Origin of the sequence: Streptomyces sp. NPDC051452, from assembly GCF_044454765.1 — a bacterium.
In the GTDB taxonomy this organism is placed as follows: Bacteria; Actinomycetota; Actinomycetes; order Streptomycetales; family Streptomycetaceae; genus Streptomyces.
On sequence record NZ_JBITEB010000020.1, the window covers coordinates 90,946 to 109,152 of the forward strand.

The 18,207-nt window shown below is 71.7% G+C and carries 16 protein-coding genes and 1 pseudogene; 8 read left to right on the forward strand and 9 right to left on the reverse strand.

Annotated features, from left to right (window positions below; translation table 11 throughout):
• Window positions 1-3: 3 nt before the first annotated feature.
• Complete coding sequence (locus ACIBA9_RS33525; protein ID WP_362160775.1) at window positions 4-651, reverse strand: TetR/AcrR family transcriptional regulator; 648 nt, start codon at window positions 649-651, stop codon at window positions 4-6.
• Between the two features lie 90 nt (window positions 652-741).
• Between ACIBA9_RS33525 and ACIBA9_RS33530 the strand changes: the two genes are divergently transcribed.
• The 3 genes from ACIBA9_RS33530 (at window position 742) to ACIBA9_RS33540 (ending at window position 2,922) form a co-directional block, all read left to right on the forward strand.
• Window positions 742-1,893, forward strand: a complete 1,152-nt coding sequence (locus ACIBA9_RS33530) for an acyl-CoA dehydrogenase family protein (RefSeq protein WP_399369107.1) — start codon at window positions 742-744, stop codon at window positions 1,891-1,893.
• A 61-nt stretch (window positions 1,894-1,954) separates the two neighbouring features.
• Window positions 1,955-2,200: a YiaA/YiaB family inner membrane protein gene (locus ACIBA9_RS33535; protein ID WP_362160778.1), complete on the forward strand. Its 246-nt coding sequence runs from the start codon at window positions 1,955-1,957 to the stop codon at window positions 2,198-2,200.
• Window positions 2,201-2,298: 98 nt separating this feature from the next.
• Window positions 2,299-2,922, forward strand: a complete 624-nt coding sequence (locus tag ACIBA9_RS33540; RefSeq protein ID WP_362160780.1) for a TetR/AcrR family transcriptional regulator — start codon at window positions 2,299-2,301, stop codon at window positions 2,920-2,922.
• 13 nt (window positions 2,923-2,935) lie between these two features.
• Here the strand turns inward: ACIBA9_RS33540 and ACIBA9_RS33545 are convergent, their stop codons facing one another.
• Complete coding sequence (locus tag ACIBA9_RS33545; protein ID WP_399368994.1) at window positions 2,936-3,397, reverse strand: MaoC family dehydratase; 462 nt, start codon at window positions 3,395-3,397, stop codon at window positions 2,936-2,938.
• Between the two features lie 105 nt (window positions 3,398-3,502).
• On the opposite strand from ACIBA9_RS33545, the gene soxR reads away from it, so the two are divergent.
• Window positions 3,503-3,961, forward strand: coding sequence for a redox-sensitive transcriptional activator SoxR (gene soxR / locus ACIBA9_RS33550; protein WP_399368996.1), 459 nt, complete (start codon window positions 3,503-3,505; stop codon window positions 3,959-3,961).
• A 94-nt stretch (window positions 3,962-4,055) separates the two neighbouring features.
• On the opposite strand, the pseudogene ACIBA9_RS33555 reads toward soxR, so the two are convergent.
• The 3 genes and pseudogenes from ACIBA9_RS33555 to ACIBA9_RS33565 form a co-directional block, all read right to left on the reverse strand.
• Window positions 4,056-5,122 (reverse strand): annotated as a pseudogene (locus ACIBA9_RS33555) (RNA ligase (ATP)).
• Window positions 5,123-5,302: 180 nt separating this feature from the next.
• On the reverse strand, window positions 5,303-6,031 hold the full coding sequence (locus ACIBA9_RS33560; RefSeq protein ID WP_399368998.1) for a 3-keto-5-aminohexanoate cleavage protein: 729 nt from the start codon (window positions 6,029-6,031) through the stop codon (window positions 5,303-5,305).
• Between the two features lie 167 nt (window positions 6,032-6,198).
• The gene (locus ACIBA9_RS33565) at window positions 6,199-6,801 is read right to left on the reverse strand and encodes a hypothetical protein (RefSeq protein ID WP_393901927.1); all 603 of its coding nucleotides are present in this window, start codon (window positions 6,799-6,801) and stop codon (window positions 6,199-6,201) included.
• 208 nt (window positions 6,802-7,009) lie between these two features.
• Here ACIBA9_RS33565 and ACIBA9_RS33570 point away from each other — a divergent pair, with 208 nt between their 5' ends.
• Window positions 7,010-9,799 carry a penicillin acylase family protein gene (locus tag ACIBA9_RS33570; protein ID WP_399369001.1) on the forward strand — a complete coding sequence of 930 codons (2,790 nt, stop codon included), beginning with the start codon at window positions 7,010-7,012 and terminating at the stop codon, window positions 9,797-9,799.
• Between the two features lie 17 nt (window positions 9,800-9,816).
• Here ACIBA9_RS33570 and ACIBA9_RS33575 read toward each other — a convergent pair whose 3' ends face one another.
• Together ACIBA9_RS33575 and ACIBA9_RS33580 are read right to left on the reverse strand one after the other, a co-directional pair.
• Window positions 9,817-11,115 (reverse strand): serine-threonine protein kinase, encoded by a 1,299-nt coding sequence (locus ACIBA9_RS33575; RefSeq protein ID WP_399369003.1) that lies wholly within the window; start codon window positions 11,113-11,115, stop codon window positions 9,817-9,819.
• Between the two features lie 147 nt (window positions 11,116-11,262).
• Complete coding sequence (locus ACIBA9_RS33580) at window positions 11,263-12,492, reverse strand: exo-beta-N-acetylmuramidase NamZ domain-containing protein (protein WP_399369109.1); 1,230 nt, start codon at window positions 12,490-12,492, stop codon at window positions 11,263-11,265.
• 156 nt (window positions 12,493-12,648) lie between these two features.
• On the opposite strand from ACIBA9_RS33580, the gene ACIBA9_RS33585 reads away from it, so the two are divergent.
• From ACIBA9_RS33585 to ACIBA9_RS33595, 3 genes are read left to right on the forward strand one after another with little or no spacing between them, the layout of a single operon-like run.
• Window positions 12,649-13,422 carry an SDR family oxidoreductase gene (locus ACIBA9_RS33585; protein WP_393901930.1) on the forward strand — a complete coding sequence of 258 codons (774 nt, stop codon included), beginning with the start codon at window positions 12,649-12,651 and terminating at the stop codon, window positions 13,420-13,422.
• A complete protein-coding gene (locus tag ACIBA9_RS33590; protein WP_399369005.1) occupies window positions 13,419-15,098 on the forward strand; it encodes a class I adenylate-forming enzyme family protein in 1,680 nt (559 codons plus the stop codon). Before ACIBA9_RS33585 ends, ACIBA9_RS33590 begins: the two co-directional genes overlap by 4 nt.
• Before the next feature lie 26 nt (window positions 15,099-15,124).
• A complete protein-coding gene (locus ACIBA9_RS33595) occupies window positions 15,125-15,718 on the forward strand; it encodes a TetR/AcrR family transcriptional regulator (RefSeq protein WP_399369007.1) in 594 nt (197 codons plus the stop codon).
• A 96-nt stretch (window positions 15,719-15,814) separates the two neighbouring features.
• Here the strand turns inward: ACIBA9_RS33595 and ACIBA9_RS33600 are convergent, their stop codons facing one another.
• Together ACIBA9_RS33600 and ACIBA9_RS33605 are read right to left on the reverse strand one after the other, a co-directional pair.
• Window positions 15,815-17,038: an acyl-CoA dehydrogenase family protein gene (locus ACIBA9_RS33600; RefSeq protein ID WP_399369008.1), complete on the reverse strand. Its 1,224-nt coding sequence runs from the start codon at window positions 17,036-17,038 to the stop codon at window positions 15,815-15,817.
• 5 nt (window positions 17,039-17,043) lie between these two features.
• Window positions 17,044-18,066: a phosphotransferase family protein gene (locus ACIBA9_RS33605; protein ID WP_393901933.1), complete on the reverse strand. Its 1,023-nt coding sequence runs from the start codon at window positions 18,064-18,066 to the stop codon at window positions 17,044-17,046.
• Between the last annotated feature and the right edge of the window lie 141 nt (window positions 18,067-18,207).

Sequence of the window (18,207 nt, forward strand, 5' to 3'; positions counted from 1 at the left end):
GCCTCACCCGCCGTCGTCCTGCCGCGCCTCCTCGTACTGCCGCGCCAACCCGTCCAGCAGAGCGGTGAGGCCGGCCTCGAAGGCCCGTTCGTCGATCTTCTCCTGCTGCTCGGCGAGCAGGTGCGCCTGCCCGAGGTGCGGATAGTCGGCGGGGTCGTAGGCGCTCGCGTCGTCCACGAACCCACCGGCGAACGACCCGAGCGCGGAGCCCATGATGAAGTACCGCATCAGCGCACCGACGGACGTCGCCTGCGCCGGCGGCCAGCCCGCCTCGACCATCGCGCCGTACACCGCGTCGGCCAGCCGCAGGGCGGCGGGACGCCGGCCCGGTCCGCGGGCGAGGACCGGCACGATGTTGGGGTGGTCGCGCAGGGCGGCCCGGTAGGAGACCGCCCAGTCGTGCAGCGCGGTCCGCCAGTCCGGCCCGTCCTCGAACATCGACAGGTCCACCAGCCCGCTCACCGAGTCCGCGACCGCCTCCAGGATCTCGTCCTTGGTGCGGAAGTGGTTGTACAACGACGGGCCGCTCACCCCCAGCTCGGCGGCGAGCCGGCGCGTCGAGACGGCCGCCAGGCCCTCGCGGTCCACGAGTTCCCGTGCCGTCTCGACGATCCGGTCGGTGCTGAGGAGGGGCTTGCGCGGTCGGGCCATGGCGCACATAGTAGGGCTGCCGTTAGAAACTAGCAGTGCTAATTTAAAGGTACAGCTTTCAATGTCCAGTCGGTGTGGGGTGATCTCGTGGTGAACCTGGGACTCAGCGAGGAGCAGGCGGCCGTACGGCAGCTGGCCCGGGACTTCGTGCGGCGCGAGATCGTCCCGCACGTGGTCGCCTGGGACCGTGCCGAGGAGGTCGACCGGGGCATCGTGAAGAAGCTCGGCGAGGTCGGCTTCCTCGGCCTGACCATCGACGAGGAGTACGGCGGCTCCGGCGGTGACCATCTCGCGTACTGCCTGGTCACCGAGGAACTGGGGCGCGGCGACTCCTCGGTCCGCGGCATCGTCTCGGTATCCCTGGGGCTGGTGGCCAAGTCGGTCGCCGCCTGGGGCGACGAGGCACAGAAGCGGCGCTGGCTGCCCGGACTGACCGCCGGAGAGTACGTCGGCTGCTTCGGCCTCACCGAGCCGGGCACCGGCTCCGACGCCGGCAACCTCACCACCCGGGCCGTGCGCGACGGTGACGACTACGTCGTGAACGGCACCAAGATGTTCATCACCAACGGCACCTGGGCGGACGTGGTCCTGCTCTTCGCCCGTTCCACCGACGCGCCCGGCCACAAGGGCGTGTCCGCGTTCCTGGTACCCACCGACACCCCCGGCCTGACCCGCCGCACCATCCACGGCAAGCTCGGCCTGCGCGGCCAGGCCACCGCCGAGCTGGTCCTTCAGGACGTGCGGGTGCCCGCCTCGGCGATGCTGGGCGAGGAGGGCAAGGGCTTCTCCGTCGCGATGTCCGCGCTGGCCAAGGGGCGCATGTCGGTGGCCGCCGGATGCGTCGGCATCGCCCAGGCGGCCCTGGACGCGGCCGTCCGGTACGCGGGGGAGCGCGAGCAGTTCGGCAAGCCGATCGCCCGCCATCAGCTGGTGCAGGAGCTGATCAGTGACATAGCCGTCGACGTCGACGCGGCCCGGCTGCTGACCTGGCGCGTCGCCGACCTCGTCGACCGCGGCCTGCCGTTCGCCGTCGAGTCCTCCAAGGCCAAGCTGTTCGCCTCCGAGGCCGCCGTCCGCGCCGCCAACAACGCCCTGCAGGTCTTCGGCGGCTACGGCTACATCGACGAGTACCCGGCCGGCAAACTCCTGCGCGACGCCCGCGTGATGACGCTCTACGAGGGCACCAGCCAGATCCAGAAGCTGCTCATCGGCCGTTCCCTGACCGGGGTCTCCGCGTTCTGAGTACGTTTCCTGAGTACGTCGGCGGATGTGGCGCGACCCGCGTCCGCCGATCCTGGACGGCATGAGTGAGACATCGGACAAGTCCCAGAACACGGCCGCCTTCTACGGCCAGGCCGTCGCTTCCTTCTCCGTCGCCATGGCCGCCACGGCCATCGGCATCTTCAAGCTGCACGCCGACGCCTGGGTCCGGGCCTTCCTCGGCATCGCCGTCCTGTACCTGGTCACATCGGCGTTCACCCTGGCGAAGGTGATCCGGGACCGTCAGGAGGCGGCCCGCGGCGCGTACGGCCCCTTCCAGAAGCTCTGACGCCCCCCGGACGCGCCACCGGCGCACGGCTACGCTAAGCGCCCGCTCACCGTCGGCGGTATGGTGGTGCTCCTGTCATCGAGAGGGGCGAACGAGCGATGAGTACGGCGGAGGAGACGACCGGCGGCGAAGTGGAGCCGTGGGAACAGGTCACCCCTGACGCGGCCCGGCGACTCCTGGTCGCCGCCGTGGATGCCTTCGCCGAGCGTGGCTACCACGCGACGACGACCCGCGACATCGCGGGCCGGGCCGGTATGAGCCCGGCCGCGCTCTACATCCACTACAAGACCAAGGAAGAGCTGCTCCACCGGATCAGCCGGCTCGGCCACGACAAGGCCCTCGACATCCTGCGCACGGCGGCCCGCCGCGAGGGCAGCGCCCGGGACCGGCTGGCCGACGCCGTGGGCTCCTTCGTCCGCTGGCACGCGGGGCGCCGCACCACCGCCCGGGTCGTGCAGTACGAACTGGACGCCCTCGGACCCGAGGCCCGCGCCGAGATCGTCGCGCTGCGCCGCCAGGTGGATGCCGAGGTGCGCGGGATCATCGAGGACGGGGTGGCCGCGGGCGAGTTCGACGTGCCGGACGTCAAGGGCACCACGCTCGCCGTGCTGTCCCTGTGCATCGACGTGGCCCGCTGGTTCGACGTGAACGGCCCGCGCACCCCGGAGCAGGTCGGCGCGCTCTACGCCGACCTGGTGCTGCGGATGGTGGGCGCCGCGTAGGGCGCCCCGGCGTTCAGAGGTAGTAGCGGGACACCGACTCCGCGACGCACACCGGCTTGTCGCCGCCCTCGCGCTCCACCGTGAAGGCCACCGAGACCTGGACACCGCCGGTGACGTCCTCGACGCCGGTGATCTCGGCGGTGGCGCGCAGCCGGGAGCCGACCGGGACGGGAGCGGGGAAGCGGACCTTGTTCGTGCCGTAGTTGACGCCCATCCGCACGCCCTCGACCTTGATCAGCTGGGGTCCGAAGAGCGGGAGCAGGGACAGGGTGAGATAGCCGTGCGCGATGGTCGTCCCGAACGGCCCCGCGGCGGCCTTCTCCGGGTCCACGTGGATCCACTGGTGGTCCCCGGTCGCCTCGGCGAACAGATCGATCCGCTTCTGGTCGACCTCCAGCCAGTCGGTGTGCCCCAGCCGCTCGCCCACGGCGGCCTTCAGGTCGTCGGGGGAGGTGAAGATCCTCGGTTGTGCCATGTTCCCGGCCTCTCGCTCGCGTGTCTAAGCAACTGCTTAGCATGGTCGGGTGTCGGGTCGATGTCAACGGACCACGGAATCGGTGCGATGGGTAATCTTGGAGGAGTGCCCCAGATTCCCGTGCAGGTCCACGAGCTGACCGTCGGCCAGTTGTCCGCGCGCAGCGGTGCCGCCGTCTCCGCCCTCCACTTCTACGAGTCCAAGGGCCTCATCAGCAGCCGCCGCACACCCGGCAACCAGCGCCGCTACGGCCGTGACACCCTGCGCCGGGTCGCCTTCGTCCGGGCGGCCCAGCGGGTCGGGATACCCCTCGCCACGATCCGTGAGGCGCTGGCGGAGCTGCCCGAGGAGCGGACACCGACGCGTGAGGACTGGGCGCGGCTGTCGGAGAGGTGGCGCTCGGAGCTGGACGAGCGCATCCGGCAGCTGAACCGGCTGCGCGACCATCTCACCGACTGCATCGGATGCGGCTGTCTGTCGCTGGAGAACTGCGTTCTGTCCAACCCCGGCGACGTCTTCGGTGAACGGCTCACCGGCTCACGCCTCCTGGCGGAGCACCCCTGAACCGCGGCCTCCGAACGGCGCCACCCCGGGCCCCGGCCCCCCGACCCGGCCGCACCGCTCCCTGGCCGCGAAACGGGGTCGGACTCCCGCGCGATCACTCGTATTCGGTGCCGTTCCTGCGGGTCAGATAGGCCGGGCTGACGGCCTTGGCGATCGCGCGGCCCGCGGTGACCGGGCTGTACCGCTCCACCGCCGGCCGTATCACCACGCCCTCGCGCAAGTGCAGCCCACGCCCGGACACCGTCTCCGGCCGCTCGCGAACCGGAGCACCTGGTCGATGTCGTACGGCCCCGAGTACAGCCGGGGCACCAAGGGCAGCTCCCCTTCGAGCAGTTCGGCCGCGTCCAGCCAGCGCGGCGCCCCGTCCACCTCCGCCGAGACGTCGAAGGCCGCGTACCCCAGCGTCTCGCGGCGACCGTCGGCGCCGTAGGTCAGGTCCTGCACCCCCGCGCCGAACACCTCGCCGAATATGCCGACCCGGCGTGCGCCGAGCCGCTCGGCCAGCCGGGCCGCCACCTCGGCGACCTTGTGCCCGCGCACCGCCCGCCAGTACAGGTTCCCCGGGTCCTCCCGCAATGCCAGGGACCTGGCACCGAAGCCCTTGGAGGACACGTACACCCGCCCCTCCCCGGCCACATAGGTCACCAGGCACGCCGAACCGTGCAGCTTCTCCGTCAGGACGACCGGCTCGCCCGGCGTGAAGATGTCCGGGTAGCGCTGGACGTTCTCGATGTCGACCCAGGACAGCAGCTCCGGCGCCGACTCCACGTCCCCGTCCATCGTCGGCGGGATCGGCGGCACCCACTTGGTGATGCCCAGCAGCTCCGCGAAGTCCGCGCCCTCGGCCGCCGCCCGCGCCAGATCGATGCCCGCCAGAGCCTTCGGCCGGCACACGATGCCCTGCGACAGCTCGCCGCGCAGCCGGACCGCCTTGACCCGGTCGGCGTCGCCTCCCGCCAGCCGTCCGGTCAGCCCCAACTCCTCGATCAGTCCCGGCGGGAGAACGGCCTGCTCCGGGATGTAGACGGCGGCGTCACCGGTCCGGTACGCGCCCTTGGCGACGACCGCCCGGTACAGGCCCACCTGGGCCAACTCGAGCTTGTCCGCGTTCGGATGCTCATGGACGGTCAGCAGCTCGGCCGTGACGCGCAGCGTCGACATCGGCGACTCCTTCGAGGCGGGGGCCGCGAGCGAACGTGCCCCTCGGACGTGTCTCATCGCCTCCCACTGTGCGGACGGGAAAGGGGTGGAGCGAGCGGATTGGCGGCTGATAGCGTCACGCGAATCGGCGTCGGACAGCGTCACGGACCTCACCCAGCGCCTCGCACCGCCACGTGACCCTCAAGGCGTACGGGAGGACGTCCCGTACTGGACCAGCGCCTCCGCCACCAACTCGGCGTTGGACGCCGCCCGGCGGCCGTCCGGTAGCAGCAGCGTGTCCTCCAGGCCGACGCGCGTGGCGAGCCCCAGCCGGCCGGCCAGCCGCAGCACCGGCCAGGTGCCGCCCCGCGCCCCGTGCAACAGGACCGGGCGGCCGGCCGCCGTGCCCAGCGCGGCCAGCAGGGCCTCGGCCGAGGCCTCGGCGGTCGCCGAATCCGGGTCGGTCACCTCGGCGAGCACGCGCAGCACCCTCGGCCCGAGCGGGGAGACGGCGAACCGGGCCGCGCCGTCGGTGCCCGACCGGATGCCCGCCTCGACGCCCACCCCGAGGTCGAGCAACCGCGCGGCGATCTCCTCGGCGCCCCGCTCATGCCAGTCGACCGAGGCGAAGTCGGGCCGCTCCGACCAGCCGCTCACCCGGGCGAGCCGGGCCGCCTGGTCGGGCTCGGCCCAGGCACCGGTGGCCACACCCACCGGGACCGCGACCCGTGCGCGAATCGCCTCCAGCGCCGGCGCGAGCACACGTGGGGAAAGACTGCCGTGACCGCACGGAGTCTTCGGATGGACCCGGACCGACGTGGCACCGGCCGCCACGGCGTCGGCCGCGGAACGCGCCATCTCCTGCGGGGACATCGGCACCGCCGCGCCGTCGGCCGCCGAGCGGTTGCCGTTGAGACAGACCTGCACCATGCCAACCCTCATCCGCCGCCCGTCGGCCGCCGGCACGCGTCACCGACCGGCCGTCGTCCACCAGCCTTCCGCGGCCGGGGGTGCGGCATCCCCTGCACACCCCCAGGTCCCCCCGGGTATCTCCAGGTGTTCCCCCTGATGTGCCGGCGGGCGCACCCTTGCTCTCCTCAGGCCGACATCAGCAGCCGCTCCCGCCGGGCGTACTCCAGCGCCCGGTGGGTGAGGACGGGTCGCGGGACCAGGATTCCGCAGTCGACGCAGACCGGGCCGGACGAGGGCTCGTGGTCCAGGTCATGGCGCCACACCAGACGTTCCCCGTCGCACACCGGGCAGGAGGACCCGGGTGCCCGCTCCAGCGCGGCGATCAGCCGGCGCAGCACCTCGGCCAGCGGCCCGTCGGGGTGCACCCGTGGGTCGTCGCACCAGGCCACCCCGAAGCCGCCCCAGGTCAGCCGGTGCCAGTCGTCCACACTGCCCGGCCGGCGCAGCCCGTCGTGCTTCTCCTTCCTCCGCCGCTCGGTGAAGTCCGTCTCGTACCCGAGCCAGACCGAGCGGGCCTCTTCGAGCTCCTCCAGTGCGGCCACGAGCCGCACCGGTTCGGGGGAGCGGTCCTCGGGGCCGAACCCCGCCCGGGAGCACAGATGGTCCCAGGTCGCGCGATGCCCGTAAGGGGCGAACTTCTCCAGGCACTTGCGGAGCGAGTACCGCCGCAGCGCCAGATCACAGTCCGGATCGCGTACCTGTCTCGCCAGACTCCGGAAACCGGCCATCGTCCTGCACCTCCGTCACATCTGCGCCTGTACTTCGGTCACTTCGGCGTCTTGCACGGACGTCGCCGAATAGACGTATCGACAGACGAATCGGCTCCATCTCTTCTCATCGCCCTGCCCTCGGACTTCGATAAGTGACGCGTGTTCATCTTTAAAGCTGGGGATACCGGCGGTAACGTTCGCCCACCCTTGTCGCTAGGAGCCGCTCATGCCACGGCGAACCCCACGCAACGCCACTGACGGAGTGAGAACGTCCCGCAGACTCTTCGGGTTCCTGAAGACCGCGTCCGTATGCGTCCTGATCGCCGGTCTTCTGTCCCCGCTCACCCAGACCGCGGCGGCGGCCGCCCCGAGCGCCGCCGCCGACGACTACTGCGGCGGCCGGTGCTCGGACATCCTGCCGCCCGGCGAGAACGGCAACGCCACCCTCGCCCAGATCCTGCTCAACCAGGCCTTCGGCACCCAGCCCGACCACGCCGAGGACCAGCTCGGGCCGTACGCCAACCTGGCCGGCGGCTATCCCGGCCTCACCGACGCCACGATCAACACCTTCTTCGACGACGCCTCGTTCGGTGTCCCCTCCGACCAGGTCGCCTCCAGCGAGAAGCCGGCCGGACGCGGTGACGTGACGATCGTGCGCGACAAGAAGACCGGTGTGCCGCACATCACAGGCACCACCCGCTACGGCACCGAGTTCGGCGCGGGCTACGCGGCGGCCGAGGACCGGCTGTGGCTGATGGACGTCTTCCGGCACGTGGGCCGCGGCCAGCTGACCTCCTTCGCCGGCGGCGCCGCCGCCAACCAGGGCCTGGAGCAGCAGTTCTACCGCAACGCCCCCTACACCGAGGCCGATCTCCAGGCGCAGATCGACAGCGCCGTCGCCAACAACGGCGCCCGCGGCCAGCAGGCCCTCGGCGACGTCAACGCCTACCTCGCCGGGATCAACGCCTACATCGACGCCTCCGACGGCGGCCGCTACTTCCCCGGCGAGTACGACCTGACCGGACACAAGGACCCCATCACCAACGCCGGGACCATAGACCACTTCAAGGTCACCGACCTGGTGGCGCTGGCCTCGGTCATCGGCTCGCTCTTCGGTTCCGGTGGGGGCGGCGAGGTCAACAACGCCGTGTCCCTGCTCGCCGCCCAGGCCAAGTACGGCGTCGAGGAGGGCACCAAGGTCTGGGAGTCCTTCCGCGAGCGCAACGACCCCGAGGCCGCCCTCACCGTCCACGACGGCCAGAGCTTCCCGTACGGAGCCAGACCCGCCGACGCCAAGGGCCAGGCGCTGCCCGACGCCGGCTCGGTGACCGAGGAACCACTCGTCTACGACCGCACCGGAAGCGCGGCCACCGCCTCCGCCCGGAGCATGTCCGGCACGGCCGCCAAGGCCACGCTCGGCTCGGCCCGCCGCGGCATGTCCAACGCCCTCGTGATGAGCGGCAAGTACACCGCCAGCGGCCACCCCGTCGCCGTGTTCGGACCGCAGACCGGCTACTTCGCGCCCCAGCTGCTCATGCTCCAGGAGATCCAGGGCCCGGGCATCAGCGCCCGCGGCGCCTCCTTCGCCGGCCTGAGCATGTACGTCGAACTCGGCCGCGGTCAGGACTACTCCTGGAGCGCGACCACCTCCGGCCAGGACATCATCGACACCTACGCCGTCGAGCTGTGCCAGGACGACTACCACTACCTGTTCCACGGCACCTGCACCGCGATGGACCAGGTCGAGCGGAAGAACGCCTGGAAACCGACCCTGGCCGACGGCACGGCCGCCGGGTCGTACACCATGCGTGCCTGGCGCACCAGGTACGGGCCGGTGGAGTACCGGGCGACCGTCGGCGGCAAGAAGGTCGCCTACACCAGTCTGCGCTCCTCGTATCTGCACGAGGCCGACTCGATCATCGGCTTCCAGATGCTCAACGACCCCGACTTCGTCAAGGGCCCCCAGGACTTCCAGAGCGCGGCCCAGCACATCAACTACACCTTCAACTGGTTCTACGCCGACTCCCGGCACACCGCGTACTACAACAGCGGCGACAACCCGGTCCGGGCGAGCGGGGTCGACGCCGAGTTCCCGGTGTGGGCGCAGCCGGCGTACGAGTGGCGGAACTGGAACCCGGCGACCAACACCGCCGACTACACCCCCGCCTCCTCGCACCCCAACTCCGTGGACCAGGACTACTACATCTCCTGGAACAACAAGCAGGCCAAGGACTACACCACCGCGTCCTGGGGCGACGGCTCGGTGCACCGCGGCAATCTGCTGGACGACCGGGTGAAGAGGCTGGTCGCGGCCGGCGGGGTGACCCGCGCGAAGCTGACCCAGGCCATGGCCGACGCGGCCCTCGCCGACCTGCGGGCCGAGGACGTGCTCCCGGATCTGCTCAAGGTGATCGACTCCTCGGCGGTGACCGACCCCACGGCCGCCGCGGCGGTGGACAAGCTCAAGGCGTGGGTGAGCGCGGGCGCCAAGCGCACGGAGACGTCGCCCGGTTCGAAGACGTACGCGAACGCCGACGCGATCCGCATCCTGGACGCCTGGTGGCCGCAGCTGGTGAAGGCCGAGTTCGAGCCGGGCCTCGGCAGCGATCTCTACACCGCCTTCACCGCGAACCTGCCCACCGACGAGGCCCCGTCCGCCGGACACGGCCCGACCGGCTCGCACGCCGGCAGCTCCTTCCAGTACGGCTGGTGGAGTTATGTCGACAAGGACATCCGTGCGGTGCTCGGGGAGGACGTCCAGGGTGGCCTGCCGCGGAAGTACTGCGGCGGCGGCAGCCTCGGCAGCTGCCGGGACAGCCTGATCAGCACCCTGAAGCAGGCGTCCGCACTGACCGCCGCCCAGGTCTACCCGGGCGACGACCAGTGCTCGGCGGGCGACCAGTGGTGCGCCGACTCCATCGCCCAGCGCGCCCTGGGCGGCATCAAGCACGGCAGGATCGGCTGGCAGAACCGGCCGACCTTCCAGCAGGTCGTGGAGTTCACCTCGCACCGCTGAGGTGAGCGGGCGGCGGGTCAGACGATGTGGCCCGCCGCCAGTACCAGCCGGGCCAGTTCGGGGTGCACGATGTCGCTGTGCGCCCCGTTGGGCGGCCCTCCGCGCCGGACGACGGCCGCCGCGTCCACGTTGACGCAGCCCGACGCCGGCAGCGCCGCGCCCAGGGCCGCCGCGAGGTCCAGCCGGACGGCGCCCGGTACCGCCTGCGCGCCGTCGTGGCCCAGGGCGCCCCACTCGGGCCCCAGCACGGCCGCGATGTCGCCGCCCAGGCAGGAGCGGTCGTCCCCGGCCAGCCGGGAGGCCAGGGGATAGAACGTGCCGAGCGCCGAGTCGAAACGCGAGTGACAGCACACCAGCGGTCCGTCGATGCGCCGCAGGCCGTCCTTGAGCGCGCCCGACCGGTCCGGCGCGTGCGGCAGCCGCGCCGTGAAGGCGTAGTGCGAGAAGGCGCCTTGCAGGAGCGTCACCGACTTCACCGCCCGCACCCCCTCGGGCAGCCCGCGCAGCGCGAACGCCACCAGCCGGCCGCCGAAGCTGTGCCCGGCCAGATGCACCCGCACCCCGGGTGCCGCACCCGCCAACTGCCCGACCAGGGGCCCGAGTCCGTGTTCGCCGACCGTCCCGGCCCGCCGTTTCATCGTGTAGTACGTCGCCTGCCTGAGCAGTTCCTTGGCGCCGTCCCACGGGTTCGGAACACTGAAGGCCCTGGGTGTACCGGGTGAGCCGAGCGCGGCCAGGGCCCCGGCGAACTCCTCGCAGGCCGCCGCCGGATCCTGTGTGAACACGGCGGGTTCGCCCTCCTCGTCCGTGTCGGCCGTGCCGCGCCGACCCTCCCCGTCCACCAGCAGCCGCACCAGCCGGCCGAACTCCGTCAGCCCCCGTGCGCCGTCGGGGCGTTCGTCGAGCATCCGCGCCAGCCGGTCGACCACCGGCGCGCGGCCCGGGAAGGTCGTCACCAGCGCACGCCGGGTGTCCTCGTCCAGTGCCGGACACGGGGCCGCCGCCTCTACGGCGGCCAGGGACCGGGGGAAGTCCGGGATCGGCTCGTCGCTGAACCGCATCGACGGCCAGATGACGCCCACGTACCCGAGCCGGGCCCTGGGGGCGAGCCCCGGGACGGGCGCGAGGAAACGGCGGTACAGCGCGGTCGCGCCCGATCGGTCGTTGTTCCAGCCGTGCGCGAAGACGATCAGGTCACGGACGCCGTGCTCCGTGACCTGCGCCAGCAACCGGTCGGCTTCGGGACGGTCCACGTCCCCGTCCGCGTCGAAGGTCAGCTCCCAGTAGGGGGCCACGCTCATCCCAGGATCCGCCATGCCAGGCTCCTTCGTCCCCCCCGGAACGGATGGGTCGTGCCGCATCGTCCCGCCGCGGGGCGCGGTTGGCCATACACCGGGACCTGTTCGCGGATCACCAGCGGATCACCCGTGGCCCTCAGTGGCTCACCCGTGGTCGGCCGGCGATCACCCGTAGAGCAGATACTCCTTTCGCGTCCGCCGGAACGCCGCCAGTTCCTCCTGCCAGGCACCGGTCACCTCGTCGGTGCCGGCGCCCGCGTCGATCATCGTGCGCACCCGGTCCGAGCCGGTGAGCTTGTCGATCCAGTGGTCCGGTCGCCAGGCGAAGCCGTGCCACGTCTTCCGCGCGGTCACCAGGAGCGCGATCCCGGTACGCACGGGATCGAAGGCGGCCCGGTCGGTGACGTGGATCTGCACCCCGCCGACCGTCCTGCCCTCGAACTTGGAGAACGTCGGCGTGAAGTACGCCTCCCGGAACCGGACACCGGGCAGCCCGAGCGCGTTCGCCGCGGCGGCCCAGCGTCCGTCGAGCCCCTCCGCGCCGAGCAGTTCGAAGGGCCGTGTCGTGCCCCGCCCCTCGGAGAGGTTGGTGCCCTCGAACATGCAGGTCCCCGAGTACACCAGCGCCGTGTCCGGGGTGGGCATGTTCGGGCTCGGCGGCACCCACGGCAGCCCGTAGGCGTCGTAGAACCGGGAGCGCTGCCAGCCGGTCATCAGCACGGTGTGCAGCTGCACCGGCCGGGCGAGGAACTCCCCGTTGAAGAGCCGGGCCAGCTCCGCGACCGTCATCCCGTGCGCCTGCGCGATCGGCTGCCGGCCGACGAAGGTGGCGAACTCCTTGTGCAGCACCGGCCCCAGGGCCGCGCGTCCGGTCACCGGGTTGGGGCGGTCGAGGACGACGAAGCGCTTGTCGGCCAGCTGGGCCGCCTCCATGCAGTCGTACAGCGTCCAGATGTAGGTGTAGAAGCGGGCACCCACGTCCTGGATGTCGAAGACGATCGTGTCGACGCCGGAGGCGGTGAAGACGTCGGCGAGCGGGCGGCCGCTCTTGAGGTAGGTGTCGTAGACCGGCAGGCCGGTGGCCGGGTCGTCGTAGCGGCCCTCGGAGCCGCCCGCCTGCGCCGTGCCGCGAAAGCCGTGCTCGGGGCCGAAGACGGCGGTCAGCCGCACCCGGGGGTCGGCGTGCATGACGTCGACGATGTGGGCCGCGTCCCTCGTGACGCCGGTGGGGTTGGTGACGATGCCGACGCGCCGGCCGCTCAGGATCGAGTAGCCGTCGGCGGCGAGCCGCTCGAAACCGGTGCGCAGCCGCTCGTGGTCGCGGAGCGCGGCCGGTACGGCCGGTACGGCCGCCATCGTCGCCGAGGCGAGCAGGTTCCGTCTGGACAGGCGCATGAGTGACCTTTCGTGGGCGGGGAGTGCGGGCCGTTCGTGGTTGCTCGCGCGGTACTCGCGTTCCTTGAGGTTGGCGCAGTCACCCTTCCCCTTACACATACCGACTGGTTAGTCTGTCGACGGAAGAGCCGATTCGCACCGTGTCGAAGGAGACCAGTGGTGGAAGCCGTGCAGGACGCGGGAGTGGTGGTGACCGGCGCCGGAGGCGGGATCGGGGCCGCGCTGGCCCGGAGGTTCGCGGCCGCCGGCGCCCGGGTCGTGGTCAACGACCTGGACGCCAAGAGGGCCGAGGCGGTCGCCGGGGAGATCGGCGGGATCGCCGTGCCGGGCGACGCCTCCGCGATCGTCGGCGACGCGCGCGACGCGCTCGGCGGCACCGTCGACGTCTACTGCGCCAACGCCGGTGTCGCCTTCGAGGACGGTGACGCCGCCTCGCCGCTGGAGGAGGGGAGCTGGGCGGCCTCCTGGGACGTCAACGTGATGGCCCACGTCCGCGCGGCCCACGCCCTCCTCCCGGACTGGCTGGAACGGGGCGACGGCCGGTTCGTGTCCACGGTGTCGGCCGCCGGGCTGCTCACCATGATCGGCGCGCCCTCCTACAGCGTCACCAAACACGGCGCCTACGCCTTCGCCGAGTGGCTGTCCCTCACCTATCGGCACCGGGGCCTGAAGGTGCACGCCATCTGTCCGCAGGGCGTGCGCACCGACATGCTGGCCGCCACCGGCAGCGCCGGCGACCTGGTGCTCCAGCCGACCGCGATCGAACCGGACGACGTCGCGAGCGCCCTCTTCCGGGGCATCGAGGAGGACCGCTTCCTGATCCTGCCGCACCCCGAGGTGGCCGGCTTCTACCAGGCCCGGGCCGGCGACCCCGAACGCTGGCTGGCCGGCATGAACCACCTCCAGCGCGCGTGGGAGGGTGCCCGGTGACCGCCTCCCGGTACGCGGCCCGCCCCTGGCTGGCCCTCCTCGACGACGCCCAGCGCGCCCCCGTGGACCCGGCCGACTCCCTCGTGCACGCCCTGCGCCGGGCGGTGGCCGAGGCCCCCGAGCGGACCTTCCTCGCCTACTTCGACGGCCGGCTGACCTACCGCGAGGTGGACGAGCTGAGCGACTCCGTCGCCGCCCATCTCGCCGGGCGCGGCCTGGCCCCCGGCGACCGGGTCGCCGTGCTCCTGCAGAACTCCCCGCACTTCGTCCTGGCCGTCCTCGGCGCCTGGAAGGCGGGCGCGACCGTCGTCCCCGTCAACCCCATGTACAAGTCGGCCGAGATGGCGCACATCCTGCGGGACGGCGAGGTGGCCGCCCTGATCTGCTCCGACCGCGCCTGGGCGGCCTACCTCAGGGACACGGCCGCACAGTCGCCGGTGCGGATCGTGCTGACCGGCTGCGAGCTGGACTTCCAGACCCGCGACGACCCGCGTGTCCTCGCCTTCGAGCGGCTGCCGCAGGCCCCCGACGCCGACGACCTCGTGGCCGTCGCCCGGCAGGGCGGCAAGGCACCCGAGGGCCGTGCGCCGCGCCCGGACGACATCGCGCTGATCAGCTACACCTCGGGCACCAGCGGCACCCCCAAGGGCGCCACCAACACCCACCGCAACATCATGTACAACGCCGAGCGGCAGCGCACCGGCCTGGACCTGCCCGGGACGCCGGTCTACTACGCCCTGGCGCCGCTGTTCCACATCACCGGCATGGTCTGCCAGTTCGGCGCGTGCCTGAACAGCGCGGGCACCCTGGTGCTCGCCTACCGCTTCGACGCCGGGGTCGTCCTGGAGGCGTTCGCCGAGCACCGTCCGCACTACACGGTCGGCCCGTCCACCGCCTACATGGCGCTGGCCGCCCATCCGGACGTCACCCCCGAGCACTTCACCTCCTTCGTGAACCTCTCCTCGGGCGGCGCCCCCGTGCCGCCGGCCCTGGTGGAGCGGTTCCGGGAGCGTCTCGGGCCGTACATCCGCGTCGGCTACGGCCTCACCGAGTGCACCGCCCCCTGCGCCTCGGTCCCGCCCGGCCTGGAAGCACCCGTCGACCCCGTCTCCGGGACGCTGTCCGTGGGCCTGCCCGGCGCGGACACCCTCGTGCGGATCCTGGACGAGCGGGGCGAGGAGGTCCCCTTCGGCGAGCAGGGGGAGATCGTCGTCCGCGGCCCCCAGGTGGTCCCCGGCTACTGGCGGCGCCCCGAGGCCACCGCCGAGACCTTCCCGGACGGGGAGCTGCGCACCGGTGACATCGGCTTCATGGACGCCCAGGGCTGGCTGTACGTCGTCGACCGCAAGAAGGACATGATCAACGCGTCCGGTTTCAAGGTGTGGCCGCGCGAGGTCGAGGACGTCCTCTACACCCATCCGGCGGTGCGCGAGGCGGCCGTCGTCGGCGTACCCGACGGCTATCGTGGGGAGACCGTCAAGGCCTATATCAGCCTCCGTCCGGGCGCCGGGACGGACCCGGATGAACTCGCGGTGTACTGCAAGGAGAGACTGGCCGCCTATAAATACCCGCGCCAGGTGGAGATCCTGCCCGACCTGCCCAAGACGGCCAGTGGGAAGATCCTCCGTCGGGAACTGCGTTCCCGCGCGCGCGACGACAGCGACGCCGGTCAGTAGGCGACGAGGAAAGGCAGGTGGCGGAAGTGCCCAGGACGACGGACGGAGACGGCCTGCCCGTCCCGCAGCGGCTGCTGGCCGCCGCCACCCGGCTCTTCGCCGAGCAGGGATACGACCGTACCTCCGTGCAGGAGATCGTGGAGGCCGCCGGCGTCACCAAGGGAGCGCTGTACCACTACTTCGGCTCCAAGGACGACCTGCTGCACGAGGTCTACGCCCGCATGCTGCGGGTGCAGCAGGAGCGCCTCGACGCGTTCGCGGGCGCCGACGAGCCGGTCGACCAGCGGCTCAGAGCCGCCGCGGCGGACGTCGTGGTCACCACGATCGAGCACCTCGACGACGCCATGATCTTCTTCCGCTCCATGCACCAGCTGAGCCCGGAGAAGAACAAGCAGGTCCGCGCCGAGCGCCGCCGCTATCACGAACGCTTCCGCGCGCTCATCGAAGAGGGCCAGCAGGCGGGCGTGTTCTCCACGGCGACCCCGGCCGACCTGGTCGTGGACTACCACTTCGGTTCCGTCCACCACCTGTCGACCTGGTACCGCCCCGACGGCCCCCTCACCCCCCAGCAGCTCGCCGACCAGCTCGCCGACCTGCTGCTGCGGGCCCTGCGCCCGTGACGGCGAAGGGCGTCGGCCCCTGACGGGCCCCACCCCCCTGCCAGGGGCGCACATGAGGGGCGGCCTCCGCCGAGACCGCCCCTCACGCGCACCGCCCTACAGGTACTTCTTCAACTCCCTGCGCGCCAGCGACCGCTGGTGCACCTCGTCCGGGCCGTCGGCGAGCATCAGGGTGCGGGCGCTCGCGTACAGCTCCGCCAGCGGGAAGTCCTGGCTCACCCCGCCCGCGCCGTGCAACTGGATCGCGCGGTCCAGGATGCCGACCACCGCACGCGGAGTGGCGATCTTGATGGCCTGGATCTCCGTGTGGGCGCCGCGGTTGCCGACGGTGTCCATCAGCCAGGCCGTCTTCAGCACCAGCAGCCGCAGCTGCTCGACGGTGACCCGGGCGTCCGCGATCCACTCCTGTACGACGCCCTGCTGGGCCAGCGCCTTGCCGAACGCCGTCCGGGACACCGCGCGCCGGCACATCAGCTCGATCGCCCGCTCGGCGATGCCGATCAGCCGCATGCAGTGGTGGATCCGGCCGGGGCCGAGCCGGGCCTGGGCGATGGCGAAGCCGCCGCCCTCCTCGCCGATCAGGTTCGACGCCGGTACGCGCGCGTGGTCGAAGACCACCTCGGCGTGGCCGCCGTGGGAGTGGTCCTCGTAACCGAAGACCCGCATCGCGCGCTTCACGGTCACGCCCGGGGTGTCGCGCGGGACCAGCACCATGGACTGCTGGCGGCGGATGTCCGGCCCGTCCGGGTCCGTCTTGCCCATCACGATGAAGATCTTGCAGTCGGGGTTCATCGCCCCGGAGATGTACCACTTGCGGCCGGTGATGACGTACTCGTCCGAGCCGTCGGTGGCCCGCTCGATGCGCGTGGTGATGTTCGTGGCGTCGGAGGAGGCCACCTCGGGCTCGGTCATCGCGAACGCCGAACGGATCTCACCGGCCAGCAGCGGCTCCAGCCACTGCTTCTTCTGCTGCTCGCTGCCGAACTGCGTCAGCACCTCCATGTTCCCGGTGTCGGGCGCCGCGCAGTTGGTCGCGGTCGGCGCGAGGTGCGGGGAGCGGCCGGTGATCTCGGCCAGCGGGGCGTACTGGAGGTTCGTCAGCCCGGCACCGTAGCCGGCGTCGGGGAGGAACAGGTTCCACAGGCCCTGCCTGCGGGCCTCGGCCTTCAACTCCCCGACCACCGCCGGGGTGTCCCAGGGGGAGGCCAGCGCGGCCCGCTGCTCCTCGGCGACCGTCTCGGCCGGGTACACGTGCTCGTCCATGAAGGCGAGGAGCCTGGCCCGCAGTTCCTCCGTGCGCGCGTCGAACGCGAAGTCCATGTCGGTCAGCCTTCCTGAAGAGTCGTCAGTCCGTGGTCGATGAAGACCGGCACGAGTTCGCCGATGCGGTCGAAGCCGCGTCCCACCGTCTGGCCGAGGGTGTACCGGTAGTGGATGCCCTCCAGGATCACGGCGAGCTTGAACCAGGCGAACGCCGTGTACCAGGAGATGTCGCGGACGTCGCGTCCCGAGCCGGCGGCATAGCGCTCGATCAGCTCCCGCGGGGTGGGGTGTCCCGGGGCCTCGGCGGTGGTGGAGACGGGCGAGTCGGGCATGCCCAGCGGCCGGCTGTACATCACCAGCAGACCGAGGTCGGTCAACGGATCGCCGAGCGTCGACATCTCCCAGTCGAGGACCGCGTTGATGGTGTCGTCGGCGCCGATCAGGACGTTGTCCAGCCGGTAGTCGCCGTGTACGACGGTGGGCGCGGGGGAGACGGGCAGGGCGCGCCCGAGGGCCGCGTGCAGCTCGTCGACACCGGCCAGCTCCCGGTTGCGGGACGCGTCCAACTGCTTTCCCCAGCGGCGCAGTTGCCGGTCCAGGAAGCCCTCCGGCCGGCCGAAGTCCGCGAGGCCCACCCCGGCGGGGTCCACCGCGTGCAGCTCGACCAGGGTGTCCACCAGGGACAGCACCGCGCCGCGGGTGCGCTCCGGGCCGAGCGGGGCGAGCTGCTGGGCGGTGCGGTACGGGGTGCCCTCGACGAACTCCATGACGTAGAACGGCGCTCCGAGCACCTCCTCGTCCTCGCACAGCAGCACCGGGCGCGGGACCGGCACGTTCGTCGGGTGCAGTGCGCTGATCACCCGGTGCTCGCGCCTCATGTCGTGCGCGGTGGCCAGGACATGGCCGAGCGGGGGGCGCCGTACGACCCATTTCGAGGTGCCGTCGGTCAGCGCGTAGGTGAGGTTCGACCGTCCACCCTCGACCAGCCGGCCGGACAGGGGGCCGTTCACCAGACCGGGGCGCTCGCGGTCGAGCAGGGCGCGCAGCCGGTCCACGTCGAGTCCGGGCGGGTGGTCGGCGCTCATACATCTCTCCTACGAACGGAGGAACTGGACCCGACTCATGATGCCGACCGGTCGGTATGTCGTCCAGTGCGTGAGCCGAACGTGGTGCGAAACGTGACCGGGGCCACCCTGGGCCGGGCGGCTCCCGGCATGTGTCCGGGG